Source organism: Parasutterella muris (genome assembly GCF_943193095.1).
GTDB lineage: Bacteria > Pseudomonadota > Gammaproteobacteria > Burkholderiales > Burkholderiaceae_F > Parasutterella > Parasutterella muris.
On record NZ_CALPCV010000022.1, the window covers coordinates 16,079 to 42,718 of the forward strand.

General features: G+C 46.4%; 27 protein-coding genes. 9 read left to right on the forward strand and 18 right to left on the reverse strand.

Features of this window, described 5'->3' with window-relative positions; translation table 11 throughout:
* Positions 1-16 precede the first annotated feature (16 nt).
* From NFR90_RS08495 to NFR90_RS08520, 6 genes are all read right to left on the reverse strand, one after another.
* Positions 17-1,072 carry an anaerobic C4-dicarboxylate transporter family protein gene (locus NFR90_RS08495; RefSeq protein WP_251452256.1) on the reverse strand — a complete coding sequence of 352 codons (1,056 nt, stop codon included), beginning with the start codon at positions 1,070-1,072 and terminating at the stop codon, positions 17-19.
* A complete protein-coding gene (locus NFR90_RS08500) occupies positions 1,041-1,394 on the reverse strand; it encodes an anaerobic C4-dicarboxylate transporter family protein (RefSeq protein ID WP_251452258.1) in 354 nt (117 codons plus the stop codon). The genes NFR90_RS08495 and NFR90_RS08500 overlap by 32 nt, the downstream gene beginning before the upstream one ends.
* A gap of 303 nt (positions 1,395-1,697) precedes the next feature.
* On the reverse strand, positions 1,698-2,663 hold the full coding sequence (locus NFR90_RS08505) for a LysR family transcriptional regulator (RefSeq protein ID WP_251452259.1): 966 nt from the start codon (positions 2,661-2,663) through the stop codon (positions 1,698-1,700).
* Positions 2,664-2,699: 36 nt separating this feature from the next.
* A complete protein-coding gene (locus tag NFR90_RS08510; RefSeq protein ID WP_160335018.1) occupies positions 2,700-3,599 on the reverse strand; it encodes a DMT family transporter in 900 nt (299 codons plus the stop codon).
* Complete coding sequence (locus tag NFR90_RS08515; RefSeq protein ID WP_251452260.1) at positions 3,596-4,609, reverse strand: lyase family protein; 1,014 nt, start codon at positions 4,607-4,609, stop codon at positions 3,596-3,598. The genes NFR90_RS08510 and NFR90_RS08515 overlap by 4 nt, the downstream gene beginning before the upstream one ends.
* A gap of 14 nt (positions 4,610-4,623) precedes the next feature.
* Positions 4,624-6,057, reverse strand: coding sequence for a lyase family protein (locus NFR90_RS08520; RefSeq protein WP_160335016.1), 1,434 nt, complete (start codon positions 6,055-6,057; stop codon positions 4,624-4,626).
* Positions 6,058-6,233: 176 nt separating this feature from the next.
* Between NFR90_RS08520 and NFR90_RS08525 the strand changes: the two genes are divergently transcribed.
* Together NFR90_RS08525 and NFR90_RS08530 are read left to right on the forward strand one after the other, a co-directional pair.
* Positions 6,234-7,049, forward strand: coding sequence for an alpha/beta hydrolase (locus NFR90_RS08525; protein ID WP_251452261.1), 816 nt, complete (start codon positions 6,234-6,236; stop codon positions 7,047-7,049).
* Complete coding sequence (locus tag NFR90_RS08530) at positions 7,046-8,011, forward strand: LysR family transcriptional regulator (protein WP_251452262.1); 966 nt, start codon at positions 7,046-7,048, stop codon at positions 8,009-8,011. The genes NFR90_RS08525 and NFR90_RS08530 overlap by 4 nt, the downstream gene beginning before the upstream one ends.
* A 340-nt stretch (positions 8,012-8,351) precedes the next feature.
* On the opposite strand, the gene NFR90_RS08535 is transcribed toward NFR90_RS08530, so the two are convergent.
* Positions 8,352-9,320, reverse strand: coding sequence for an agmatinase (locus NFR90_RS08535; RefSeq protein WP_251452263.1), 969 nt, complete (start codon positions 9,318-9,320; stop codon positions 8,352-8,354).
* Positions 9,321-9,467: 147 nt separating this feature from the next.
* Entirely contained in the window at positions 9,468-10,907 is a 1,440-nt protein-coding gene (locus NFR90_RS08540; protein WP_251452265.1) for an aspartate ammonia-lyase, read from the reverse strand.
* A 175-nt stretch (positions 10,908-11,082) separates the two neighbouring features.
* Between NFR90_RS08540 and NFR90_RS08545 the strand changes: the two genes are divergently transcribed.
* Both NFR90_RS08545 and NFR90_RS08550 read left to right on the forward strand, forming a co-directional pair.
* The gene (locus NFR90_RS08545) at positions 11,083-12,093 is read left to right on the forward strand and encodes a LysR family transcriptional regulator (RefSeq protein ID WP_251452266.1); all 1,011 of its coding nucleotides are present in this window, start codon (positions 11,083-11,085) and stop codon (positions 12,091-12,093) included.
* Positions 12,094-12,175: 82 nt separating this feature from the next.
* A complete protein-coding gene (locus NFR90_RS08550; RefSeq protein ID WP_370267648.1) occupies positions 12,176-13,267 on the forward strand; it encodes a type II asparaginase in 1,092 nt (363 codons plus the stop codon).
* Positions 13,268-13,433: 166 nt separating this feature from the next.
* Here NFR90_RS08550 and NFR90_RS08555 read toward each other — a convergent pair whose 3' ends face one another.
* Positions 13,434-14,870 (reverse strand): aspartate ammonia-lyase, encoded by a 1,437-nt coding sequence (locus NFR90_RS08555; RefSeq protein WP_251452268.1) that lies wholly within the window; start codon positions 14,868-14,870, stop codon positions 13,434-13,436.
* Positions 14,871-15,073: 203 nt separating this feature from the next.
* Here NFR90_RS08555 and NFR90_RS08560 point away from each other — a divergent pair, with 203 nt between their 5' ends.
* Positions 15,074-16,018: a LysR family transcriptional regulator gene (locus NFR90_RS08560; protein WP_277612803.1), complete on the forward strand. Its 945-nt coding sequence runs from the start codon at positions 15,074-15,076 to the stop codon at positions 16,016-16,018.
* Positions 16,019-16,066: 48 nt separating this feature from the next.
* Here the strand turns inward: NFR90_RS08560 and NFR90_RS08565 are convergent, their stop codons facing one another.
* The 4 genes from NFR90_RS08565 to NFR90_RS08580 form a co-directional block, all read right to left on the reverse strand.
* On the reverse strand, positions 16,067-17,233 hold the full coding sequence (locus NFR90_RS08565; protein ID WP_251452271.1) for an iron-containing alcohol dehydrogenase: 1,167 nt from the start codon (positions 17,231-17,233) through the stop codon (positions 16,067-16,069).
* A 68-nt stretch (positions 17,234-17,301) separates the two neighbouring features.
* On the reverse strand, positions 17,302-18,819 hold the full coding sequence (gene argH, locus NFR90_RS08570; RefSeq protein WP_251452273.1) for an argininosuccinate lyase: 1,518 nt from the start codon (positions 18,817-18,819) through the stop codon (positions 17,302-17,304).
* 179 nt (positions 18,820-18,998) lie between these two features.
* A complete protein-coding gene (locus NFR90_RS08575; RefSeq protein WP_251452274.1) occupies positions 18,999-19,940 on the reverse strand; it encodes a M20 family metallopeptidase in 942 nt (313 codons plus the stop codon).
* Positions 19,941-19,947: 7 nt separating this feature from the next.
* Entirely contained in the window at positions 19,948-20,184 is a 237-nt protein-coding gene (locus tag NFR90_RS08580; protein ID WP_251452275.1) for a hypothetical protein, read from the reverse strand.
* A 234-nt stretch (positions 20,185-20,418) separates the two neighbouring features.
* Here NFR90_RS08580 and NFR90_RS08585 point away from each other — a divergent pair, with 234 nt between their 5' ends.
* Complete coding sequence (locus NFR90_RS08585) at positions 20,419-21,072, forward strand: LysR substrate-binding domain-containing protein (protein ID WP_251452276.1); 654 nt, start codon at positions 20,419-20,421, stop codon at positions 21,070-21,072.
* A 268-nt stretch (positions 21,073-21,340) separates the two neighbouring features.
* Here the strand turns inward: NFR90_RS08585 and NFR90_RS08590 are convergent, their stop codons facing one another.
* Genes NFR90_RS08590 through NFR90_RS08610 form a run of 5 tightly spaced genes read right to left on the reverse strand, consistent with a single transcriptional unit; the run spans position 21,341 to position 24,153 of the window.
* A complete protein-coding gene (locus tag NFR90_RS08590) occupies positions 21,341-21,931 on the reverse strand; it encodes a HutD family protein (RefSeq protein ID WP_251452277.1) in 591 nt (196 codons plus the stop codon).
* A gap of 10 nt (positions 21,932-21,941) precedes the next feature.
* Positions 21,942-22,820: a glutamate formimidoyltransferase gene (gene ftcD / locus NFR90_RS08595; protein WP_251452278.1), complete on the reverse strand. Its 879-nt coding sequence runs from the start codon at positions 22,818-22,820 to the stop codon at positions 21,942-21,944.
* Between the two features lie 3 nt (positions 22,821-22,823).
* Positions 22,824-23,462, reverse strand: coding sequence for a cyclodeaminase/cyclohydrolase family protein (locus NFR90_RS08600; protein ID WP_251452279.1), 639 nt, complete (start codon positions 23,460-23,462; stop codon positions 22,824-22,826).
* 17 nt (positions 23,463-23,479) lie between these two features.
* Positions 23,480-23,650: an anaerobic C4-dicarboxylate transporter family protein gene (locus tag NFR90_RS08605; RefSeq protein WP_251452281.1), complete on the reverse strand. Its 171-nt coding sequence runs from the start codon at positions 23,648-23,650 to the stop codon at positions 23,480-23,482.
* Positions 23,651-23,691: 41 nt separating this feature from the next.
* The gene (locus tag NFR90_RS08610) at positions 23,692-24,153 is read right to left on the reverse strand and encodes an anaerobic C4-dicarboxylate transporter family protein (RefSeq protein WP_251452283.1); all 462 of its coding nucleotides are present in this window, start codon (positions 24,151-24,153) and stop codon (positions 23,692-23,694) included.
* 215 nt (positions 24,154-24,368) lie between these two features.
* Here NFR90_RS08610 and NFR90_RS08615 point away from each other — a divergent pair, with 215 nt between their 5' ends.
* The 3 genes from NFR90_RS08615 (at position 24,369) to NFR90_RS08625 (ending at position 26,524) form a co-directional block, all read left to right on the forward strand.
* The gene (locus tag NFR90_RS08615) at positions 24,369-24,770 is read left to right on the forward strand and encodes a LysR family transcriptional regulator (RefSeq protein WP_251452285.1); all 402 of its coding nucleotides are present in this window, start codon (positions 24,369-24,371) and stop codon (positions 24,768-24,770) included.
* A gap of 28 nt (positions 24,771-24,798) precedes the next feature.
* Positions 24,799-25,350 carry a substrate-binding domain-containing protein gene (locus NFR90_RS08620; RefSeq protein WP_251452286.1) on the forward strand — a complete coding sequence of 184 codons (552 nt, stop codon included), beginning with the start codon at positions 24,799-24,801 and terminating at the stop codon, positions 25,348-25,350.
* Positions 25,351-25,486: 136 nt separating this feature from the next.
* Complete coding sequence (locus tag NFR90_RS08625) at positions 25,487-26,524, forward strand: porin (protein WP_251452294.1); 1,038 nt, start codon at positions 25,487-25,489, stop codon at positions 26,522-26,524.
* Positions 26,525-26,640: the final 116 nt, after the last annotated feature.

Consider the following 26,640-nt stretch of genomic DNA (forward strand, 5'->3'; position numbering starts at 1 on the left):
TAGTTATCTCAGAATGCTATGCAACGAGTGAAACGAGGCCGAATGCTGAGATAACAGCGATGACAACCATCAAAATTCCGGGAAGCTGGAATGAATGATTAATCACGTATTTTCCGATGTAAGTGGTTCCGGATCTATCCATACCAACAGCGGCAAGCGCAGGACCAGAGGTCGGAAGGATAAACAGGCAGTTAACAGCCGGGAACATTGCGATGAGGTACCAGGGGTTAATTCCGAGAGCAAAGCCAAGAGGCATGATTGCTCTGGTTGTAGCTCCCTGACTGGCCAGCAATGCAGACATACCGGCAAGGATGAAGGAAAAGAGCCAGGGGGCTGCTTGAGCGAGCTGGCCGGCAACAGACATAAAGACGTCCTTGTTAGCAGCAATGAAGGAGTCTGCCATCCAGGCGACGCCAAACACGCAGCCCAGAGATACGATACCGGCTTCAAGAACAGGGCTCTTAACGATCTTTTTAACGTCAGGCTTGCACAAAAGCATCATGATGGCGCCAGCGGCGAGCATAACTGATTCAATGACAAGTGACATCCCGACAGCTTTGCTCTGTCCTGGAAGAACTCGCAATTCTGGGAAGAAACCAGCTAGAACGATGACGATGATAGCGCCAAGGAAGATAAAGACAGAGTAAGTTGCCTGAGGCGGCAGCTTGTGATTGGAGATCGGTTCAGGAGGTAATACGAGACCAGCCTTGAGGCGGGCCTGGTAGGCAGGATCGTTCTTCAGGTCTTTTCCGAAAAGCATGCAGATAGCAGAACCAACAACAACGCCGATCAAGCAGGCAGGGAAAGTGATCATAAGAATAGAGCCTAAGCCGATTTCACCGTGGCCATTCTGTGCAAAGAGGCCAATCATGGCTGCCATGGCCGCAGCAATTGGGCTTGCGGTAATACCGACCTGACCAGCAACGGCTGCGCCTGCCATCGCCTTCTCAGGGCGGACCCCCGCGTTATAGGAGACTTCGTAGATAACCGGAAGAATGGCGTAAACGGCATTTCCCGTACCAGCAAAGAACGTTATCAATTCAACAAGGGCGAGTTTCCAGTGCGCCCGCATTTCCCGTACCAGCAAAGAACGTTAAGAAAAAGCTGACAACCGGAGCAATAATTCCAACCATTTTTGGTTTAGCCCGAATGACACGAGCAGCGATGCGGACCAAAATTTCAAGTCCGCCAACGGCTTCCATACAGGAAGCACACATGCAAACTGCTAAGATGATCAGCATAACGTCGATTGGAGGAGCTGTTGGGAAAACTCCGAAACCGACGGCGAGAACGATCAGGCCAAGTCCGCCCCAGAAGCCAAGCGCGAGACTGCCGTGTCGTACACCCATGAAAATCGCGGCAAACACGATCAGTAGTTCAATTAAAGTAATCATAGTAAGTTCGAAGTCGTCTTGGGTCCGGCTTCATCCTCCGTAGTTTGATTTGAGTGAGGGTTAAGGTCCGGTAAATTCGTTGAATAAAACGGAAGTACCGTACCTTTTAATCCTCGGTTTTTTAGGTTTAGACGGCATTAGGAATAAAAGAAAATAAGTCGTCCCTATAAAAATGCCTTATGTCTGTTTAAGCTGCCTTTTATGCATTGAAGGTTTAGACAGCACACTCAAGATATAGTGAGGGTCGCGAGGATTCAATCAACGTAACGGCATGTTTACGATAAGTTAAGAATATCTAATCTTCTAGCGTGAAGTGACAGAAAACAGTCTTTCTGCCACGGTTTTGAGTTTGTTTTCTAAACTCGATTTACAGATGGCTGTAATTTCAGAGAGTTCCTCACTAAAGCTGTCCTGTTTTGCGATGAGAAAGAGCCGACGGTCAAAGCCTGGAGGAGGGAGCCTCTTTACACGAATACTTCTAAGTGGGTGATGTGCTGCGAAAAGTGTGGAAGACCGCGTGATTGCCCAGCCATATCCTGCCTCAATCAGTCCTATCATTGCTTCGTCTGAATCAATTTCGCAGTGATTATCAAAAGAGAGTTTCATTCGGGAAAGAAAACTGCGGTTAAGCTTGCCTGCAGCACTAGTTTCTGAAGAAAAAATCAGAGGGATTTGTAATTTTTTTAACTCTTCCCACGTCCAATTGTCTTGATCCGGGACAGAGTTAGGGAAGACAAGAATAGAGGGTTCACGATATACCTCAATTCGACTGATGTTTTCGCAATCCGAGAAATCTGACGCAACTAAGGCGATGTCGAGTTCACCGTTTAAAAGCTGTTCAAGCAGGATCAGTGAGTTTCCCGTAGTCTGAGAGAACTTTGTTAGTTTTGGGCCCATTTTAATCACAATGTCGGGGATGACAAAGCGACAGGCGCTCTCAACGCATCCAAAGCGCAGTGCGATTGCGATGCGTCGGTTATGATAAATCTTATTCAGTGCACCGTTGATTCGTTTTGAAGCACTTAGGAGTTCATCTCTCAGAGCAAGACCTTCAGGAGTTAGCGAAACAGGCCTCTTTTCTCTATTAATTAATTCAAATCCTAAATGCTTCTCCATCTTTTGGATCGACTTTGTTATTGTCGACTGTGAAGAGCCGAAGTACGCAGCAGTTCTTGTATAGCTTCGAAAGTGTGCAAGCGCAAGGAAAATATTCCAGTTCACTTCTGATGCGTAAAAGCTGTCAGTAAAAGAAGGATTACCTTTGGCCATAGAGACGTTGTCGGGAAAGTAAGATTTTCTCTTATCTTAAGCGACAGAGGGCTCTTTTTGTTCTGTTTTGTCAAAGAGAAGAAGGATGATGGCACAAAGGATTAGCATGACCCCGACTAGATTAGAGATGCTTAATTGCTCTTTTAGAAGGAAGATTCCCCAGCAGACTGCTCCGAGTGGTTCAGCCAGACAAAGAGTTGAGGCAGTATTTGAGCTTATAAGCCTTGCGCCTGCTGTTAGAAAAGCAAATGCCACTCCTCCGGTGAATACGCCAAGGCCGAGACAAACACCGAAACCTCTCCATGAACTGATAACCCATTCAGTCGGGTAAAGGAAAAGAACCGGACTTAAAGCGATTGCGATGATGGATAGGATCAGCATAACGCAAAAATCGGAGTCTATATTGAAATTTATCCGGCTGGAGTAGGTGATATAAGCGGCGTAAGTCAGACCGTCCAAGAGAAGAATTCCGATAAAGGTTAATCGGGACGAATCCAGATTAAAACCATTGATAAGTACTACTCCAGTGATTGCAGCCGTAGTTGCGGCAGCCCAAATAAACGACGGAGTGATCCGGAAGAAAATCCAGGCAAAAAGAGCCGCAAATATCGGAGCTGAACCAATCGAGATGACTGCTCCAGCAGCTACGCCGAGAAATTTCATGCCGCTAAAGAAGCAGAGTTGTCCAATAAGCAAAAAGAACGCGCAGATGAAAAGCGGCCTCCATGGGATACGAACTCCCCAGGCAGGGAGTTTGCCAAAGCAAAGACACCAAAGGAAAAGGAAAGCCGCTCCAATGATCATTCGCATTTCCGTGATAACAAATGGGGTCGCTTCTTCGGGAGCAAGGGCTTGCAGTGTCCCGCTGACGCTGAAGCAGACAGCGCTGATGAGAACAAGAAGGATCCCTTTTAGATACTGAGTCTGAGCGCTCATGAGATAACTCTATTTTTGGTGTTTGGGACGACTCCTACAAGGCACTTGTCTGTGAAACTTCTGATAGTTCTTCTCAGAAGGCGACTGCTTTCAATAAAATTCCGAAGTATGATGCCGCTGCTCGCAGCGCTTTCAAGCCAGCCTGACTTGATCGCCATAGACATTGATGCGTGATTTGCATCGACTTGGTCTGAGGTTGAATAAACCATTTCTGCCATAACAGGATTAAGTTTACCCGGCATAATGGAAGAACCTGGCGCTACTGCAGGGAGAATGATCTCTTTAAATCCTCCTCTTGGACCGGTGGCTCTCAATCTTAGGTCGCTTGCGAGCCGCCACAATTGAGTGGAAAGAGACTGCATCGAAGCATGCACACAAAGAAGTGTGCAGGAATCATTAAGGTAATCACATTGATACGGGTCACAGTTCGCTCCATAGCTCTTGCTCGCCTGGCGGATCATTTGCATTGATTGACGAACGCCTGCAGCGTAAATATCAAATGTTTTACTCAGAGGTGCAGTTTTTCCCGCCTCCATAAGATGTGACCGAATCGGGCCGTCAATTTTCTCAAAGCGTTTAGAGAGCATATTTAGCGTATCAGACATATGTTTCGTCTCTTCGAGAAGAAGATTCTGCAGATCATCTACGCATAGTGCTCGCGCCTGCAAATCGATTTGAATGCTGAACTGGCGGATATATGCAGCTATTATTTTGAAAGTTTGTTCATGGGAACACTGAGCGCCAAAGGAGATGAAAATGTGCTCCAACAGTATCCGAGGGCTTTCCTCTCCGAGATTCCCAAACACATCTTCTGTGAGAGAAAGGAGTATCGCTTTTTCATTGGCCTTGGCATGTTCAAAAAGCTCGAGCTGCTGCTGTAGGAAAACAGGGTCAGTTGAAATGCTAGAGATCGAGGTCTCCAAGCATCTGAGCAGACGATGAAAGTACTCCGGATAATCTAACAGTTTTCTGGGTCCGATGTTCAATGAACTTTGGGTTGGAAGTTCCATTTTCTTTTCCCTTTTTACTTGATTTTTCTGAAATTGCCGTATTTTTGGAACATTGCTGTGAGTTCATGCCTATTAGTGAGCTTAAGCGGGTCAAAGAGTTCATCGGCAACTTCCGATGAAATTAATCCTTCTTTCAATGCCGCTTCTTTGCAGGAAATGCCTTCTTCCCAAGCTTTGTGAGCAATTTTGGTTCCGATCTCGTAACCAAAAAGTGCACTTACCATTGTTGCTAATGAAGTTGACATTTCAGCATTTTCTTTTGCATGTGATTCGTTAATCTTCAAAGTATCAATACAGTGGACGGAGAATAGGGCAAAAGCATTTTTCATTGACTCAAGAAGTTCCATCGCATTGACAAAACTTGCGCTGTCGTTGATTGCTTCATCTCCGTCGTTTTCATTAACGGTCAGTGTTGCAACTTGATCAAATGCGACGCTTCTTTGCATGAGTTCGATCATCAGTTCGGGAATAAAAGACGGCCGTCGACCTTCGTAGGGTTGAAGGAAGATTTCGTTAAATCCATGATCCGGACCAGAAGCGTAGACGCAGAGATCTTTAGCGATTCTGGCGGCAGCGCAGCATAAAGCTTTAAGCAGACCGGCAAGTACCATGGTCTCATCGCAATTTTGCATACTGTCAAAAACAGCGCTGTCTTCAATTACTTCTTTGTCCCACACAGGCCAATAAACTTGCCAGCCGAGAACAGAGGAAAGCTCCTTCATGACTGCCTCTCCATATCCGGGCATCTGGCCCATGCCGGTTCCGAGGACCGTTGCTCCGAGCGGTACAGAGCGGCAGCCTTCTCTAAAATCCTGAAGCCGAACACGAAGGCGCCAAATCATGTGCTGCCATCCCCCAAACACTTGACCGAAAGTGTTTGGGACGGCATCCTGAAGGCAGGTTCTTCCCAAGCGAACAGCATCTTTAAACTCTAGAGCTCGCCGTCCAAGGCTGTTTTCTAAAAGTTCTACGCTGTCGAGGACATCTCCGATCATTCGATAAAATACAATCGACTGCACAGTTGGATATACATCGTTTGAGGACTGACACATATTGACGTGGGTGTTGGGGTGAACAGTATCGTATCCCTTGTGGCCAGTTAGCAGCTCGTTGGCTCGGTTTGCAAGAACCTCATTGGCATTCATATTTGCACCGGTTCCGTGAGAACGCCATATGTTGATTGGGAATTGGTCAGCAAAATTTCCCCGGCGCATTTCTTCGCAAGCGTGGATAATTGCTTCTGCTTTTTCCTGAGAAAGAGCTCCAATTCGGTAGTTTGCCGCCGCGCAGGCCATTTTTATTTCGGCCAAGGCAGTCTGAATTTGTCGAAGTTCTCGGAAAGTGTGATCCGTGACGTTATGGTTTTCAGCACAGCGCAAGCTTTGAATTCCATAGTAAGCGTCATCAGGGAGATTCATTTCACCTAGCGCATCTTTTTCTATTCTCATTGTTCTCTCTTGGAATTTATTGATTTGTTGATCACTATATACTTCAAGAGAAAAATAATAATGAATAAAAAGAATAATAATAATTCTAAATTAGAATTATTATTAAAGAGAAATCTCCGATAATCGGGAATATGGAGGATTTATCCCCTGCTAAAACAATATTCTCGGGAGGTTTTATGGGCTTTCTTTCAGACGTTGTTGAAGCAATGTTCTTCAGAACGGATTCAATGCAGTACTGGCACGCTTCTCTGTATGGGTTGAGTGCTGTTCGCGGCGAAATCAGGAACACGGAGAGACTGAAGGAGCACGAAGCCATAGCCTATGAAGTTCTGCTTCCGAAGGGGTTAAGCAATTTTTCTGATGAAAGTCCTTTCGTATTTTTCTTCCATTCTGCTCAATTCAACATGAGCTACAACATGCAGCAAGTGGCTTTTCTTGCCAAAGGCGGCCTCCCGGTCGTGATGTTTGACTATCGAGGAAGCGGCCGCAGCCAAGGTTTGCTGAGCCTGGAAGGGATGCTTCTGGATGCGGAATTAGTTTGGGAGAAGGTTTGCGGATGTTCTGTAAGAAAGAAAAAGGCCATACTTCTTGGTCAAGGAGTAGGCGCTGATGCATTGCTTCGCTTTTATAGCCGTCATGAACGAGACGTGGCAGCCGTAGTTTTAGAGTCGGTTTATGCGACGCAGCGCGGCTGGATTCGGGATCGTTATGGTCCGGTTATCGGAGATATCTGCGCGCGACTCTTGATAGCTACGGATATACAGCCAATTGATATTATTTCCCAGGTTACCTGCCCGTTGATCGTTCTTCGTCCGGGGAAAGATGAGTTCATTCGGGATGGAGAAAAGCGCAGATTTGACAAGGCTCTGCCTAAAGGAGCTGAAATATGGTGCGTGAAGGGAAGCCGCTACCTAGGCATTTTTTCTGACAACGCTTCCCCTTATAGAGTAAAGCTATTTTCTTGGTTCAATCAGCATAAGTTGACGAGATGAAACAAAAGGATACCCATAAATTATCGCAGGATTCTCTTTTTTCTCGAGCTCTTAGCGTGTTTTTAGTTGCGATCGAGACACGAAAGTTTTCGGAGACGGCAAAAAGGCTCGACGTCACTCAGTCATCGGTTTCTCAGACAATAGCTCTGTTGGAGTCGCGGTTGGGATTTTCCTTATTTGAAAGGGATACACGGCCGCTTCAGCCTACATCGGATGCGTTGGAACTGTATTCTTCCATAAAGCAAAGCGATGAAGATATTCGCCAAATGCTTCAGAGAATTCGGATGCGCAATTGGGTCAAACCAGCGATTCGTTTGGGAATGATTGAATCAGTCGGCAGTCTTGTCGCCCCTGAGGTCTGTCAGGAACTAAAGGACAAATTAGGAGTGGTTTCTCTGCTATCGGGACCAAGCGGCAGCCTCTTCAAATCTGTTTTGAATGGAGATGTGGATGTTGGAGTAATTGCCGGGGAAGAAAGCAACAAAGATGTAAAAAAGATTTTTCTTTATGAGGACCCTTGGTTCTTGATATTTCCCAAAGAATTCGAGGTTCCAGAGGACTTAAGCTGGCAGTCGATGTCAGTAATGGGGCTTCCTCTTATCTATCATTCCGCAGACACAGCTGATGGATCGATGATGCAGGATTTTATGCTGCAGCACAATCTTATGTACCCAAAGATATATGAAGCGCAGAGCAATTATTTTGTCTATGCGCTAGTTGCGAACCGACTGGGATGGTCTTTTACACATTTTTTTGGACTGTTGGGTTCGGAAAGAGGTATACGAGACATGAAGATTGCGGCACCTCCGACCGGCCTCCAAACACGTCGGCTATATTTAGTGGCCCGCAGGAATTATTCGGATGAACTACTTGATATTGTAAAGAGGACGCTGATTTCGTCCGTTGAAAAAGTAATTCAGCGTAGGCAAGAGGATCCTTCATTTTTAGTCCTTTTCAAATGAAACCTTTATCAGATTTTCGAAGGACCTTGGACGCCCTGTTTCAAAACGATCGGTCCGAGTTATCGTGCTCTTGTGAGTTTAGATACAGAAGAGATTTATTTTTGAGCGATCCCCGAAGTTTTTCATGGCAGTAAATTTTATTTACCCACGTATCTTTCCTTGTCTTTTCCACTCGTGATAAGGAGTCATTAGAGCTTAAAAAGAGTGCGGTCAAAACTTTTTTTACTATCGCTTGGAGGCATTATTTCTTCGTTAAATAATAGAAAGATGGAGAGCGCTGGGACCGCTCTCCATCGATGGAAATTATGTCGTCTTAGCGACTTATAGGGGAATAATCAGATTATTTTTTTTGCTGGTGTTTGAGTTCGCCTCTCTTTTCTTTTTCCTTCGTTATGAATCCCATAAAAGCCAGCATTGTCATAGCGCCAAGGCGGGCGGTAATTCCAGACGGATCGTATTGGGGGGGGGGGGCAACTTCGACTAGGTCGAATGCGACAATATTGCCTTTTTTCGCGATGCCTTCAAGCACGTCAGTAACAAAATTGTAGTTTAAGCCTCCGGGAGAGGGGGAGCCTACGCCCGGTGCAGTGCTCATGTCGTAGCCGTCGATATCAATCGTCACAAAGTAGTTCTTTGATTCAGGAATCATCTTAATGACTTCCTCGGCACCAAGAGAAAGCGCTTTGCGAGAGGGAATGACGACAGAACCGTAGTCATAAGCAGCTTGGAAATCTTCTCTTGTATTGCTTCCGAGGCCTCTCATACCAATCTGGCACATTTTAGTAAAATGGGGCATCTCGGAGATCATTCTCATCGGAGAGCCGTTTGTCCACGTTCTTTTTCCGAAGTCAAGGTGAGCGTCAAACTGGACAACGCAGAGATCTTCGTACATATCCAAGGCCTGTGCAGTTGGGATCGTTACCGAGTGATCTCCTCCCATAAAGACCGGAAGAGTACCTTTGGAGATAATTTTGCGCGCCGCTTCGCGGACATTATCAAAGCTGGCGTGGAAGTCCATTGGATCCATATCAACGTCGCCGCCGTCGACTACTTTCACAGGAGCCTCAAGGTACTGAGTCAGTCTTTCGGGATCCCAGAAACCGGCATCGCCTCTGCCGTAGTGGCAGGAAACCTCGCGGATACGGCGTGGACCGAATTTGGTTCCGCTCAAGTAGGGTGCACCCATGTCGTAGGGAATCCCCATGACACAAACGTCTACATCATCAAGCTGGTCAAGATCGGTACAAATAGGGTACTTTGCGAAACTGGCAATACCGGTAATCGGCAGATTATGAATTTTCTTTGGCATTTCATGCTCCTTGGTTTGGCATGAAGCCAGAATAAGGAACTCTAAATAGGAGCACAATTAAAATTAATTTTTACTCGTGTAAGATTAGTCGTAAATAATAATAGGCCGCTGAAAAGTAAGCTCAGCGGCCTGTATGCGAATATGCGGCTAAATCAGATGTTTCTCTTTCTTGAATTCTGCGACAGCTTGAGCAGCTGCCTTAGGGTTCGTCATGAGCATAGGATTGACGAGCTTATCTGCTTCCTTCGAAGTCATAAGTCCCATTCTGACGACCGCTTCTTTTACGGATAAATTATTTTTTTCGCAGTAATGAGCGACTTTCACTCCAAGTGGATAGCCAAGTGCTGCCGCAACCACGGTACTTAGTGCAATTGAGGCGTTTGCCTCTTTCTCACAGCGTTCCTTATTTGCTGTAATTCCATCTATGCAGTGTTTGCGTAGTATCGGAAGCTCTGCGTTCACGAGCTGGAAGCTTTCAAAGAGGCATTTGTAGAATGTTGCATCCCACACATTTAAATCAAGTTCTCCCTCGTCATAGGCCATCGAAATAGCAACATCGTTGCCCGCAACCTGATGAGAGATTTGAATAACCATTTCCGGAACGGTTGGATTTATTTTTCCAGGCATAATGGAGGAGCCGGGAGAAAGTGCAGGGAGGTTGATTTCCATGAGTCCTGAACGGGGGCCGGATCCGAGGATGCGCAAGTCTTTGCTGATCTTTGAAAGTGTCATGGCAACTTTTTTAACCAGACCAGAAACTTCTACGATGAAGTCTGCATTTTGGAATCCGTCAAACAGGTCTTTCATCGGTGTGATGGTTTGCCCGCATTGTTCGCTGATTTCTGCATAAAATGCGTCCATATAGCCTGGTTCTGCACTGAATCCGGTTCCAACAGCGCTACCGCCCATGACTATTTCAAAGCAGCCTGCGCGCATTGAAACTGCCTGGCCTTTAAGACGTTCAATGACAGACGCATATCCCCCAAACTCCTGACCAAGTGTTAAGGGAAGGGCATCTTGGAGACAGGTACGGCCGACCTTGACTACATCTTTAAATTCTCTCTCTTTTGCTCGAAGGGATACTGAGAGCAACCCTAATTCGCGGATCAGTTCGTCAAAGCGAGCAATCATGCCAAGATGAGTAGCCGACGGAATCGTATCGTTTGTAGATTGCCCCATGTTGACGTGTGTATTTGGGTGAACTCTGTCTGAACCCTTTTTCCCGGTCAGGATTTCATTAGCCCTGTTGCCGACTACTTCATTGATATTCATATTGACACAGGTATAGCCTCCGCCTTGCCACATATCAAGAGGAAACTGATCTGCGAACTTTCCCTCGATGATTTCGTCACAGGCCTGAGCGATAGCTTCTGCGATATCGTCATTCATGGCACCGATTTTGCTGTTTGCTCGGGCTGCTGCTTTTTTGATTTGGGCTAATGCCTTATGCATGTCAGGAAAGAAACTGACCGGAAGGTTGGCACATCCGGATACGCCCATCATGCGAGTTGTTTGTATTCCGTAGTAGCAGTTATCAGGAATTTCCATTTCGCCGAGACAATCTCGTTCAATGCGATATTTGCTCATACTTTGACTCCTTGAGGGATTCTGTTTAATGAGCTTATAGTTTCAGATAATCTTTTGATGTTATCAATTATGATAAGAAAGAAAAGTGTTTAAATTAAGTAATACTTAACTCAATATAAAAGTACAAATGATCATGTAAACATGTTAAAAGGCCATAGACTGGAGCGGATCTTTGATGGAGAAAGATAAAATTTTGAGCTTGGTGCAGCTGCATATATTTCTTGTGACGGCGCAGGAGCGCTATTTGAAGCAGGCAGCTAAAATTCTTGGCATTTCTTCTTCTGCAGTGAGTCAGAATCTCAAGGCTTTAGAACAGACTCTTAAAACTCAATTATTTGAGAGAGATACGCGACCTCTGGTGCTGACTGCCTCCGGAAGAAGACTAGCGGAGTTAGGTTCCTATCTCATGGAGCAAAATGAACGGTTGTTCCGGAAAATGGAAGATCAAAGGGAACGCGTGAGTTCTTTACGTCTGGGTCTGGGGGAGTCTGCAGCCGGTTCTTTTGGCCCTTGGCTTATTGCAGCTCTGGAAAAAGAGGTCGAAGATTTGGAAGTTGCCTCAGGCCTGACAAAACCAATGGTCAAGTTATTGAACGATGACAGAATTGATGTTTTGTTTTCTCCGCTTGCGCCGGGGGAACTGGAAGATTTTTATGGTTGGGCGCTTCTTGAAGAGGACTATATTCTTGTTGCTCGGAGAGGAACTGAATCAATTAACACGCTCGACGATTTAAAGCGCTTTACCGCCTCTCATCCGCTCATTGAGTATAACCAAGAGAGTTCGGACCGAGTTCAGGTTCGTCGAATTATTCGCTCTCTCAACCTGGAGGTCAGTGAGCAGGTCTCAGTTTCAACCAGTTATTTGCTGGTTGGACTTGTGAGCCAACTTAACGGATGGTCCATCATCACGCCCACGAATTTATGGAGTTCCGGTTTCTTTCTCGCAGACGTTAGTCTTTATAAACTGCCCGGAATGGATATAAAGCGGACTTATTGGGTCCGATGGCAAAAAGAACCGTCTGAGTTTGTGAAAGCATGCGTAAAGAAATGTGTGGAGCAAGCTTTAATAGGGGCTTTTTCCGATCTTGTTCGTTCGAGGACTCCGGAACTTTCTCGATTTATGAAAATTTACCCAATTCAGAACCTGTATGGAAAATGCGCTTCAGGGATAAACGAATCTTATTGAAAGTATAACTTAAACCAATTTTGGTTTAACTGCATTACAAATAGTGACATGATGAATTGTCTTTTCTCAGGAGAAAATTATGATGAAGAAAACCATCGCCGCAATTTTTGTAAGCAGTTCCTTTATTGCCGGAGTTGCTGGTTCGTGTTTCGCGCAGGCACCTACACAGCACGCAGCAAAGGCACAGCTGCCAAACGTCTGTATTCTTGCAACTGGCGGAACCATTGCAGGCTCAGCCGCGAGCAATACTCAAATGACAGGTTATAAGGCAGGAGCAATTGGGATTCAGACGCTTTTGAATGCAGTACCAGAAATTCATAAGGTTGCCAACGTCCAAGGGGAGCAGATTTCCAATATTGGTTCTGAATCGATGACTCATGAGATATGGCTCAAGCTTGCTAAGCGAGTGAATGAGCTTTTGGCTAAACCGGATGTTGATGCGGTTGTTATTACCCATGGTACGGATACATTGGAGGAAACAGCTTATTTTTTGAATCTTGTGACTAAGTCGGATAAACCGGTTATTTTGATCGGAGCCATGCGCCCTGCCACAGCAATTTCTGCAGACGGTTCGGTTAATATTCTGAATGCGGTTAATTTGGCGGCCTCTAAGGACGCCAAAGGTCGTGGGGTTATGATTGCAATGAACGATGTGATTAACGGCGCCCGTGACGTGCAGAAGACCAATACTCTGAGAGTGGACACATTCCAAAGTCCTGAACTTGGCTACCTTGGTTACTTTGAAAATGGCCGTCCCGTTTTCTACAAGGCGACAACCCGTAAGCATACCAAGGACACAGAGTTTGATGTTTCCGAGCTTAAAGATCTTCCGCGTGTTGATATTATCTACTCACATGTCAACGACGATGGCAAGATGGCAGAAGCTGCAGTTGCTAACGGAGCAAAAGGTGTTGTGCACGCAGGAACAGGCAACGGTTCGATTCATGAGAATGCTGAAGCGGCACTCTACGATGCAGCCAAAAAAGGTATTGTCGTAGTTCGGGCTGCACGTGTTCCGAACGGTCCGACGATTGAATCGACAGAAGCTTGGGATAAAGCAGGTTTTGTTCATGCTGGAACTCTTAATCCTCAGAAAGCCAGAATTCTTCTGCAGCTCGGATTAACCAAGACGAATGACCCCGCAAAGATTGCTGAAATGTTCGGCAAGTACTAAGTTGGTCATCTGATTCCCAAAAGCCGCGGGCCTGTCTTTTAGACAGGCCTCACTTTTTTATGAAAATAATGAAAAAACTTCGGAATCAGAATAGATTCCGAAGTGGAGGGTCCTATGGATATCAGTAAAGGACAAAAAGGGGGGGGGGAGAATCAAACTTGATAATTTAAGCGTGTCTTTTTTCAGCTTTCCACTGTGCAATGGCTTCAGCCATTCTCTCCGGGTTCACCAATAATGCAGGGTCAAGCAGGGAATCGGCTTCTTCTTTAGTCATGACACCCATTTTCAGGACTGCATCTGCAACCGCTAAATTATGCTGCTGCGCGTATTTTGCGACTCTGACCCCTTCGGGATAGCCTAAGGTTGCAGCAACAACGGTTGCAAGAGCGATGGTTTCTCTTGCTTCCTGTGCACATTTTTCCCGATTGGCAGTGATTCCGCTGACACACTTATCGATAAAGAGCGGGATTACTTTGGTCAGGAGATCAAACGATTCGAACAGATTCTTATAAAGAGTCGGAGCCCAAACGCTGATTTCCAGTTCTCCTTGCTCAAAGGCCATGCTGATGACTACGTCGTTGCCGCAAGTTTGCTGAGCGACCTGACTTACGAGCTCAGGCAGGATAGGATTAATTTTGCCCGGCATGATGGAGGAGCCGGGGGAGAGTGAAGGAATGGAAATTTCACCCAAACCGGCGCGAGGGCCGGAGCTCATCAGGCGGATGTCTTTTGCGATCTTAGAAATTCCGCAGGCAGCTTGTTTGACCGCAGCTGATACCTTTACGCAAAAGTCATCATTCTGCATGCCGTCAAATAGATCCGTAGCGCTTTTCACGTCTTCTCCGAGCTGAGCGGAAAGGTGCTTGTAGAAGGCCTCCTGGTATCCGGGCGCAGCGCCAAGTCCGGTACCAACAGCGGTGCCACCGACGATGAGGCTGAAACATTCCTCTCTTAGGCTGCGGATATTGGCGGCCTGACGTCTGCAGAATTCCGCATACCCACCGAATTCCTGCCCCAAAGTCAACGGGACTGCGTCCTGCAGGCATGTGCGTCCGACCTTAATTACGTCTGCAAATTCAAGTGCTTTTTGAGCAAAGGCCTCTGTAAGTTTATCAAGTTCTGGGGCGAGCTTATCAAGAGCCGGATAAATGCAAAGATGTTCCGCGCTCGTGACTACGTCGTTGGTGGACTGCCCCATGTTGACGTGTGTGTTCGGGTGAATCGCATCCTGTCCCTTGTGCCCGGTGAGGTACTCATTGGCAAGGTTGCCAATAACTTCGTTGACGTTCATATTTACACAGGTGTAGCCTCCACCCTGGTACATATCCAGCGGGAACTGATCGTCATACCTCCCTGTTAACGCCTGGTCACAGGCCCAGGCAATGGCATCCGCTTTCTCCGCCTCAAGTGCGCCTACGTCTTTATTTGCGAGGGCAGAGGCTTTTTTCATTTGAAATAGGCATTGATGCAGGTAGGGATATTTAATAACTTTTTCTCCAAGTAAGCCGGAAACACCCATGACACGCATGGTTTGGATGCCGTAGTAAACGTTATCCGGGACTTCCATCTCACCGAGACAGTCTTTTTCTATACGAGTTTTCATATTTTCCTGGGATTAGGTTGGTTGAGCATGGAAAGAATTTTCTATTTTTTGCTTGGAAAAACCAAACAAGATAAATAAGATTAAATGTGAACTATCGGTTTTTCTTATGTTGCAAAGGCATGACTCAGATAATTACTGCCTCGCTATAATTTTTAATGATATGAGGTTAGGCAATGCGAAATTTCTCTCTTGAATTAGGACAAATGAAAGTCTTCATGGAAGTAGCAAAGGATTGCAACATGACCCGTGCAGCCTCTGTTCTTGGTCTGACGCAGCCTGCGGTTTCCAGTATTATCAAGAGGATTGAGACTGGTTTAGGGATGGCTCTTTTTGATAGAGATGTTCGACCAATGAAGCTGACTCTTGAAGGGACTGTACTTTATAACCGAGGAGGCAGTGTTATTGAAATGATGGATTCTATTGTGGCGGATATGTATCGGACCGCTAAGGGGAAGAATCCTGATTTGCGCCTTGGATGTTCTGAAGCGATCATGAGTAACTTCGGAGCAAGTCTCATAACGTCTTTAAATCGACACGTCGGACATTTAACAGTGTTGGGCGGCTCTACTCCTCAGGTAGCTGGACGCCTTAAGTCAAACGAGATCAACATCGCACTTTCCAGTGACTTACTTGAAAGAGAACAGGGTGTTCGCTCTATTCCGCTTTTCAGAGAAGACTTTCTTTTGACGGTGAACCGCGACATATGTAAAAAACTTAATCCTCGAAATTGGGTTGATCTCAGACATTACCTTGAAACCACTCCTTATGTTAGAACGGGCATGGACACGATGGATTACTTTCAAACAGAAAGAGTTCTCAGGTCGATGGAACTGAGACGGCTGACAACGATGGAAGTTGATTCATGTATTGCGCATCTTGGAGTGGTTGCCAAAGGCGCCGCATGGTCGATTATTCCGGTTTTGGCAGCGATCGTTGCCTCTAAGCATCTTGGGAATGTTTCTTTTTTGGATTTCGGGAATAGGAGCGCGACAAGATCTTTTTTCCTAACTTATCGCGAGAGTACATTTAAACCGCTTGCACAGCTGATTTCAGATGAAATGAAGGTTATTTTTGAGCAGGAAGTTTCTCCGGAAATCAGAGAGTTAAAGCCGGAGCTTGGCCAGCATATTTACTGGATTCAGCAATAACAAGGCGGTTCCGTCGAAACTTCAAGTGAGAACCGCCGTATAGACAGATTAGCTGTGGGATGCTTGGTAAATTTGGATGCAGTCTTCCGGTGTTAAGAGAGACGGATCATTCTCAAAAAGAGGGGCCATAACCTTTCTCGCTTCGACTGCGAGGTGTTCGAGCTCTTCGTATGTAATACCGTAATCGCTCATTTTGATATCTGCAACTCCGCAGTTTTGCAAGAGTTTTTCCAAAACTTCAAGGAAATCTTCCGGTTTAGAGGCGTCTTTTTTCCCAAGCGCTATTGCCAAGCGAATGAATCGATCCGGACAGCATCCTTTATGGATAAAGTGCGCAAAGTAAGCCCGGCAGATCAGAATTAAACCGGCTCCGTGAGGAAGGTTAGGATGGTAAGCGCTGAGAATATGTTCAAGAGAATGTTGACTTAAAAGTTTGCCTGTGGACATGACGAGACCGCCTAATGTATTGGCAAAGGCCATATGTTCTCTTGCTTCGAGATCCTTACCGTCTTTCACAGAGCGAACCAAATACTTGCCAACGTTTTCAATCCCCGTGATAGAGAACATTTCGTTAAAAAGATTGGCTTTTTTGGAGAGATAGCCTTCAGCTAGATGGTAGAACGTGTCGAGACCCTGAAATGCTGTTTGAAGCGGCGGAACGCTTGTCATCAGTACGGGATCAACAATTGACAGTGTTGGGAACATGCTTGGGTGACCAATACCGTACTTTTCATTGGTTTCGATGTTGTTGACCATCCCGCTGTTGTCAGCCTCGGATCCTGTCCCCGCTGTTGTTGTTATACAGACGATTGGCAGCGGTTTGTGCTGAATCGGCATTCCTTTTCCAGTGCCGCGGATGCAGTAATCCCAAAGATCTCCCGGGTTTGTTGCCATGAGAGCGATAACCTTAGCACTATCCATTGGAGAGCCTCCGCCAAGCGCAAGTACAAAGTCACAAGCCTCTTTTTTTGCTTGAGCTGCGCCTGCCATGATGCTGTCTTTTGTCGGGTTTGGGCCGATCCCGTCAAAAACGGAGAAAGAGATACCTGATTGGGTCAGCTGATGCTCAAGCTCAGCTAGGTAACCGTTGACGCGTACAGATTTGCCGTTGGTAATGACAATAAGAGCTTTGCTTCCGGGCAGTTTTAATTCATGGACATGTTTTAGGGCATTGACGCCAAAAACGAATTCGGTTGGGATGCAGAAAGAAAACATGATTTCCTCTTTGAATAAAGTAAGACCCGACTCTCCAGCTAGAGAGCCGGGCACTCTGGGAGAGTCAATTATTTAGAGCGAGCAAAAAGTTCTTGGATCTTAGCTTCAGTTCTTTCCTTCGCATCGTTCAGCTGTCCGCAGCGCTGCTCAACGATTTTTTCGTTTTCCTGAATCCCTAGATGAAGTTCATCAAGTTGACGAACGACTTCTTCCGGAGCGGAGCCGCCGAGAGAATTCTTGGAGTAAGCGTTTTTTACCGGGTCAAGACCAAGCTGAATTTGTTCGTTTGTGACTTTAGTGTCAATACCAAAAAGATTTTTTGCAATTGGAGCAATTACGGCAACATCAATTTCACTGGCTTTCTTGTTGTGTTCAAGCATGTGGTTGACTACATGGGCAACGATGTCATGTGCTGTACGGAACGAAATTCCATCGGCACGAACGAGGGTATTAGCAAGCTCTGCCATTGTGCAGAAATTGTTTGTTGCGGTCTGAACCATCAGCTTCTTGTTAAGCTTGATTCCTCTGAAGGTTACATTGAGCAATTCAATGCAGGCCTTCATTTCGTTGAAAGCTGTCCAAAGTAATGTGGGTCCTTCTCCGCTGCTTTCGTTGTTGTGAGTGTAAGGAGTGTTCTTCATAACCATCCATGCAGCGACACAGCAGCCCTCGACATTGGAGGATTTGCCTTTAACATGCTCAAGAGTCCATGGGTTTTTCTTTTGCGGCATGATAGAGGAACAAACCGCAACTTCATCGGCGACTTCTACATAACCGTAGTCCGGGGTTGCCCAAACGTAAAGGTCTTGGCACAGTCTGGTAAAAGTATTGGCCGCAATCCCAAAAGCCGACAGGATTTCGAGAATATAGTCGCGTGAGCCGACGGCATCAATCGAATTGCCGAGGGGAGCGTTAAAGCCAAGCAGATCAGATGTGAAATTACGGTCAATGCTCCAGGTAGTGGACCCCATTGATCCGCCACCGAGTGGACAGAGATTCAGCTGACTCCAGGCGTTTTCGATGCGGGCGTAGTCACGAGACATTCCATTGAGGATCGCAGAACAATACTGGGCGAATGTGATCGGCTCAGAGGGCTGCAGATGCGTATATCCGGCCATAACGGCGTCTGTATTGTTGCGGGCAACGGTTTCGATTGTCTTTCGCATCTCGTTATAAAGACGGCAGATTTCCAGATAAAGCTTGCGCACATCCATACGGCAGACTGTGGCGTAAAGATCGTTGCGGGATCTGGCGGTGTGCTGCTGGCCTCCGACTTCAATGCCTACCTTCGAGATCAGGTAGTTTTCCATATTGAAATACATTTCTTCCAGCTCAGGGCGAAGCGGGAAGCTCGGGGTGTCACCCATTGCGGTCATTTCTTCAGCGACTTCAAGGATCTTTGCGGCGACATCCGTTTTGATGATGCCTTGTTTCTCCAGCATTAAGACGTGCGCTTTATTGCACTGGACATAATTTTGGAACGAACGTTCCGCTTCTTCTGCGCTGATGCTCGGTTCGATAACGTACTTGATGACTTCCGCTGCGGGGGGCTGTTTGATTTTGCCTCTGTTGTTGCCTTGAATCATTTATGATTTCCTTGGTTTGTGTTTAAGACAGTCTCATTTTTGTGTATCGGTTATCAAACAACAACAACCATATATAAAGCTTATAACACGGGATTAAAAACGTTAATGGGATCGCCTCAGGCACAGTTGATAAAAAAGGCCTTCAATGAAGACTGAAGGCCTGTGTCCTTATCGTTCTTTTAACTAAGAGCGTTGACTACTGTCATCATATAGACCTTGATGAAGTCAAGATATTTCTGCGTGCTGATCTTTTCGTTGGCTTTGCCCATTTCATTTTCGCCGTTAGCGGCGCCGAAGTTTGGAATCGGCATGTGAGTTGCTTTACGGATCCAGGCGGCGTCTGAGCCCCAGGGTTCAGCAACCATTTCCACGTCTTTACCCATGACTTCCTTGTACGACTTGGCGACTAGCTGGATAAACGGGTCATCCTTTGGGATGTCCAGAAGCGGGCGTCTTGAGGTGACCGTGAGCTGATAGTTAAAGGAATCGTCTTCTTTCTTCAGAGCGTCCAAGACATCAGTAATCTCTTTCAATGCTTCGTCATGGTTTTCTCCTGGGACTAAGCGTCGATCGAACCAGAATGTTGCCTCAGACGGGTAGACATTAGCTGCCTTGCCGGAGTTCATAACGGCAATGGTGAGGTGCGGAGGCGGCAGTCCTTTCGAGGAGGGACGTGTGATCAGGGTGCTGTTGAGCACCTCCAGTTCCCCGATAGCTGTGACGGCTTTTTGAAGTGCTGTTTTCCCTTTGTAGAGCAGCGCGGTATGTCCGGGCTCGGATTTATAAGAAATGTAGCCTCTCAAAATTCCGCCGTGCTGAGGGACGAGCATTCCGTCACTCGGCTCCATGCAAATACCAAAATCGCCGCGCAGATAGCCTTTGCTGAGCAGATATTGAACGCCAAGCTCGCCTCCGAACTCCTCGTCGCACATCCAGCTTAAAAGCACATTACCCTTGGGGTCAAACCCCATTTTTCTTAGGAAGATAACCGCCATGAGTGCGCCGGCGTCTCCGCCTTTCATATCAGAAGCGCCTCTGCCGTATATGCAGCCTTCATGCTCTTTTCCCGACCACGGGCCGAACATACCGGGGTCCTCCGGATCCGGAGGAAACACGTCCATATGACCGTTAAAAACGAAAGTTTTTCCTTTTTGACTGCCTTCCCACAAAGCAAGCAGATTCGGACGGTGAGGCTTCGATTCGATCCACATTGAGGCCGCTGTCCTTCATGCGCTTTTCAAAGACGAAACTGACCGGCTCTTCGTCTCCGGTCACGCTAGGGGTCCTCAGGAGCTCCTGAAGGCATTCGATAGCTTCGGTTCGGTTGGTTTCTACAAAGTCTGAGATTTCTTTGGCTGTAATCATTTTTTCCTATGAGGGAGTTTAGAGAGAACAATGATCAGACTGCTCCTAACATAAGAAAAAGAATATATTTATAATCAAAGTATTATATTTAGTATTGATTTTGACTTATGCAGAAGCATCAGTCGAATTGGGATCTTTGCAACTCTGTTATGGCACGTTACCGTTTTTATGTGTGCTGCGAAAGTCGGATCTTTTTCTTTAGCTGCAGAGACGCTCTCTGTCACATAGCCTTCGGTGTCCCTTTCCGTTAAATTTATTGAGGATAAACTGGGTTTCGATCTGTTTGAGCGTTCGACAAGACCGCTTCGCCTCACACCGGAGGGAAGCGCGGTGATGGAATTGCTCCAGCGATACCGAATGGAGTTCTCTGAACTGCTGCAGCGTATTCGCAGTGACAACTTTATTCGTCCGATTCTGCGCATCGGATTAATAGAATCAATCGCGGCTTTTGCTGCGGCCTCCCTTGTAAAGTCACTCAAACCTTTATGCGGTCAGCTGAGACTTAAGGTCGCTACATCGGAAACGCTGATGGCGCAGATTTCCAACAGAGAGCTCGATGCGGCGATTATTTCCTCAGAACTTTACTCCGGAGAATATTTTGATCCGGAGCCGATTTTCTCGTCTCCGCTGGTACTGATGCTTCCGATCGATTCCCCTATTGAAGTGATTGACAGTTGGGCTACTCTGCTCCGAGCGGGAATCCCGTTTATCCATCATCCCAAGATTACAGCGGACGGGATTGCCATACAGAGGTTTACAGACCGCTTTTCTCTTAATTTTCCCTACATGTTGGAAGCGGATAACAATCGAGCGATTTTCCAAATGATTTCCGCCGGATTGGGATGGAGTTTTTTCAGCCGTGGAGCCTTTTTGAAAGCGGACCGCTAACGACGGTGAAAATTTTAAAAGCTCCTGTCGCTATGCCGAGCCGTAAGGTTCAGTTGGTTTGTCCGCATCTATCAGATCGAACAATACGGGAAACGATTAAAAAGTCACTGTCGAGTCTGGTTGTCCAAAAGAGCGAAACCCGACTTAGTCCCTTAGCCCCTTGGCTTTGCCGCGAGATAAAGATTTATTAAAAAGCCGAAGGCCTCATGGAAAGAGGCTTCGGCTAAGCAATTGCGGCTTCTGATTAATTTCTATGACGGACCGTTATCTAATATCCGCACGGAGCATCCGGCTTTCTCGGGGAGATGGAAGCAGACTCTGCTGTGTCTGTGTCTTCGCTAAGGAAGTAGAGGAAGTCTTCTTCGTGAAGTGAAAGAGATCCTTCTAGCGAAGCACCGGAGCAGTGAAATACGGTATCAGCGGTGCAGAAGAATCCTGCTAGATACTGTTTTTGGGGATCGAAAGAGAATTCAGCTGATCCTTTGACAGCCTGAACTGCACCGGAGAAGGAGTTATCCGTAAGAAGATTGAAATCCTCATAGGCCCCCTCAGATGTTGTTTTCCAGGCACCTTGGAAGATATCTATCTCGTAGGGCTCGAGATGCACGGACTTTTTCTCTCCCGACTGCAAGACATGCTCCATTTGAAGCAAACCTTTTCTCGGGCTGATATGACGGGTAAAGCCCGTGAAATCAGAAAAGAGTGAAGAGCCTCCGAAGTAGACAGCGGAAGAAACACGGATTTTAAAATCCTTGTTTTCCCATGTGGAGCCTTCCGGCAGAAGCAGGACTTCCTCTGTGCTTCCGCCTGCCCATGAGTGGACGATACAGTCTGTTTTTGAGTTTAGTCTGACAGCCATGATCTGCCTCTTAAAGGATCTGTTTCTTGCGATCAAAACCTTCGAGCTGCATATAGAATTCGCAACAGTCCATCAGAGCGTCGAAAGGGACCATTCCGCAGACTTCAGTGCCGATAATGCTGAGGCCGTAGCGTCTTGCTTCGCTTCTGACCATTTCGATAATTCTGTAAAGTGGAACAATCTTGTAATTAATCATGCAGCTGACTTGGCAGACATTGCGTTCAGCGATGTAAACGCCAATTGCTCGAGCATCCTCATAACCTCCTTTTGCCTCACGGAAGGACTGGGCAATGTGTTTTGCAATCTTTACATCCGGAGTGTTGAGCGTGATGTTGAAGGTAACCATCGGGCCTCTTACGCCAAGAGGCATAGCGCCTGCAGTTGGGTGCATTTTGGCTTCGTCGTAGTCGGGAGCCCATTCCGGCTGAGAGATGAGTTCGCAGAGGCCTTCATATTCCGGGTGACGGACGTTCTGGAGTTTAACGCGTTCCGGTTTTTTAGCCGCTTTTTCATAGAGGTAGACCGGGACTTTCAGTTCAGAGGAGACTCTTTCGGCCAACTGATTTGCGTATTCGACACATTCTTCCATTGTTACATCTTCGATCGGGATGATCGGGCTTGCGTCAATCGCACCGATGCGCGGATGCTCACCCTTATGGTGATTCATGTCGATGTTTTCTACAGCGGCCTTGCATGCTCTGAATGTTGCTTCTAAGACTGCCTGAGGTTCCCCGATGATCGTGTGAACGCAGCGGTTATAAGCAGGGTCCACATTGACGTTAATAAGGCGCGCGTTGGGAACGGAGGCAGCAGCTTCAGAGATCTTGTCAATGACTGCCTGATTCTTTCCTTCACTAACATTTGGAATACATTCGATAATTTTTGACATTTTTTACTCCTTAGAAAGTTTCTTATATCCGATCGCCAGTAAGGCTTCCTCAGATTCACGAGCCATTTTCTCGCTTTCCTCTATGTTTCGAAGGGCTGCTTTTACATAGGCATCATCCTTGATAGAGCCTAAGTTAATACGGGCATTTAGGAGAGCTCCTAGAACTGCGTTTCTCGCATTCATTGCTGCGATCATTGCGTCGGTGATTGCGTTTTGGTTGCCCTCGAGCAGCGTGGGAATGAGTTCAAAGATTTCGGTAGAGACAAGTGCCACCTCCAGCGGAACTTTAGAGGCGAGTTTAAGAGCCTCCTGAATCTTCTCTTTTCTCCGCAGCTTTTCTTCCTCCGTTGCTTTTGGCAGTTTAAATGCAGCCATAACACTGTCAAAGCTCGCTGCATCCTTTTCGACGAGAGTGAGAAGACGTGCCTGCAGAGAGTTCGCTTTCTCTTTAATGGCCAAAAATTCCGGAGATGGCGAACCGTCTTTAGGAAGACTAAGGTTTGCGACCATTTCAGCTAAAGATGCAGCCAACGCTCCTGAAAGGGCGGAAATACTTCCTCCGCCCGGGGTTGGAGCTTCGGAGGCTGTAACTTCGCAGAATTCAGTTACGGTGAGGTCGGTTAAGTTGTTTATGGGATTCATGTTTAATCCAATCCTTTTTATTGCAGAACGAGCGGCGCGATTAAGAATGCAGCGGCGACACTGGTGATTGTCGTAACCATACCGGGAAGGAGATAAGAATGGTTGATTATGAATCGACCAATTTTTGTTGTACCTGTTGAATCAAAGGTGACTCCGGCAACGATTGTGACCGGAATACATATAAGCATGATTTGCTCCATGCCGATTCCATGCGGAGTCAGTAGGACAATCAAGCTGCCATTGCTGCAGAAACGGGGCTTGCTGTAATTGCCTGTTGGCTCGCTACGACGGAGATAGGCATCGGTCTTTCAGGACATACACCTGTTTCTCTGGAAACATTAGCGATAACAGGCAACAAGGCAAAAGCGATATTTCCAGTTCTCGCCATGATTGTGAAAAGATAGCAAACCATCGAGGCTAAGAAAGAGATGTATTTTGGATTTGCACGAAGGATACGTTCGGCAACATCTACTAGAAAATCTATTCCGCTCGCTACATGCAACGCAGCCGCAGCGACAATAACGGATGTGATGATCAGCATCACATCCATTGGAGGGGAGGAAGGGGCGAGGCCGCAGAAAATAGCAAGAACAGCAAGCTTCATACCGCCGGCGATACCTAAAAAGATACCGCCTAATCTTGTGCCAATAGCTAAGGCGACGAGGACAACTAAGAGCTCAACTGCAAACATAATCTGTACTCCTTGGTTGGCATTTCAAAAGAGTATTAGAAGAGGAGGAGGCTGTAGACTGATTACTCTTGATTTGTAGTGAGGCGAACAGCCGACAGCAGAGTCCAATTTAATCGAGAAGTTATAAAACAGCGAGAGAGTTGAAGCTTCACTAACAAGTGATATTATTCTCAAATAATGATCCCTGAATAGCAGAGATAGGAAGGAGACTGGAAGTGACAGCAGGCTTAAGAGACTTCAGTGGTTTCTATACTCGCAGCTGTGAGATTTTTATTGTATGCGCCCGTCTTAAATCCTTCTCTGCCGCAACGGAAGTGCTGCAGACAAGTCAGTCATCCATTTCTCAGACAATAAAGCGTTTAGAGAATTCCCTCCAGTTTAATCTTTTTGAGAGGGAGACTAGACCTCTGAGAACAACGCAGGAAGGTGAGGCGCTTTACAAGAAACTCACTCTTGATGCCGAGCAGAATCGAAGGATGATAGAACTGTTTCGTACAAGAAATTATTTAAAGCCGGTATTAGATATTGGTTTAATTGAATCAGCAGCCTCGTTCTGCGGTGCGGAACTCACGCAGGCTTTGAAAGGCAGTGTTGGTTCAGTTGAGGCTGAGTGTTGAGACGTCTGACAAACTTTTGATGAGTCTAATGGAGCGAGAACTGGACATGGCTGTTGTATCCGTGCCGGAAGTTTTATCTCCCACTCTGCAATGGAATCTTTTATTTTTAGAACCCTGGGTCGTACTTTTCCCAAAGAGTTATCCTCTTCCGTCTCACGATCCTTTGAGCTGGGAAGAGCTCCAGCTCTGTGGTCTGCCTTTTATTTATCATGGGAAATACACTGCAAACAGCCGATGTTTTAATGCTATTAAGGGTTTTGAAAGAAGAGCTCCGACAAATAAGTTTGAGCTTGACAGCAACTTCATGATTTATGAGTTTGTCAGCCAAGGTATAGGCTGGAGCATTACTCAGCCGCAAGGTATTTCTTTGTTTAGAAGTTCTTCCAAAATTCAGGTAAGGAGGGCTCCTGCGGAGTTAGAGAAGCGAAAAGTTTTTTTAGTTGCCCGCAGGAACTGCAGTGAGGATCTGCAAGCGAAAGTCTGTAGAACAATTCAACAGATTATTCAGAGAAAAGTTGAAGATACATTGGGACAAAGTGTCTCGTGGCTTCCTAAAGAATTTCAGTTTGTATCCGACTGACAGGAAAGAAAACAATAGTTTGTACATTTTGAGATAGATGAGCTTTGAAGAAGAATCCCGTTGGAGCTTGCTTCTAATTGTTGCTAGGAATTTGAACTTTCTGCAAGTTTTTAACTTCAATTGGAGTATTTCTCAAATGAAAAAGACACTTTTAGCAATGGGCGTCCTCGGCGCTTTCTCTTCCCTGGCTATTGCCGCTTCCAACGTAACACTCTATGGTGTTATTGAAGAAGGTGTGCTGGTTCAGAAAGCCAAACATCAGGACACAACAGTTCAGCTGAAGTCCGGTTTTGACCAGGGCTCTCGCTGGGGTATCAAAGGCGTTGAAGAACTCGGCAACGGCTATGCTGTCGGCTTCATCCTTGAACAGGGATTTAATGTTGACAACGGCGGCGAAGCTACAGGCGGCAAACAGTTCAGCCGTGAAGCATTCCTCTATGTAACTGGCCCCTTCGGACGCTTAGGTGCAGGCCGTACCGGTACACTTTCTTCCGGCGCTCAGTCCAATACTATTCTGACAGGTTGGGCTCTCGGAACAGGCTTCGGTCTTTCTTCCTGGACAAGTGCTATTGGCACATCCTTCTCCCGCGTGGATAATGCTGTTGCATACCAGACTCCGAGCTTCGGTGGCCTCAAACTTAGTGCTATGTACTCCAATGGCACGTCTGCCGATGAAAACAAATGGTCTAAAAACAACCATTACTATGGCCTCGGTGCACTCTACAACGCTAACGCGATCAAATCTAGCTTAATCCTCGAAGCAGTTGATCATAAAGATGCAACTGGCGATGCTAAGAAAAAGACTCAGTATGTCATTAACTACGGCTTCGAATACAACCTTGGTACTGTAACACCGATGTTTGCTTACCAGTGGGCACATCAGGACGAAGGCAAAAAGACTCACATGTTCGGCCTTTCTGCTAAGGTTGCTGTAGGTGGTGGTGATCTCCTCGCTGGCGGCCGTTATCTCTTCGGCGACGATGACGCTATCGGTGCTGAAGAACAGAAAGTCCGCGCATGGAATATTGGCGCTGCTTATATCTATCCCCTTTCTAAGAGAACAGCTGTCAAGGCTTATGCCGGTTACGCTGACGGCGCCAAAGCTTGGAAGAATACAGAAGATGTTGCTATGAACGGTTATCAGGTTTACCTTGGCCTGCGCCACAGCTTCTAATCTGAGTTTGGTTTAACTTGGATTGATCTTAGGCCTCCTTCGGGAGGCCTTTACATTTTGAGTGCCTTCAATTGTTGCTAGGAATTTGAACTTTCTGCAAGTTTATTAACTTCAAT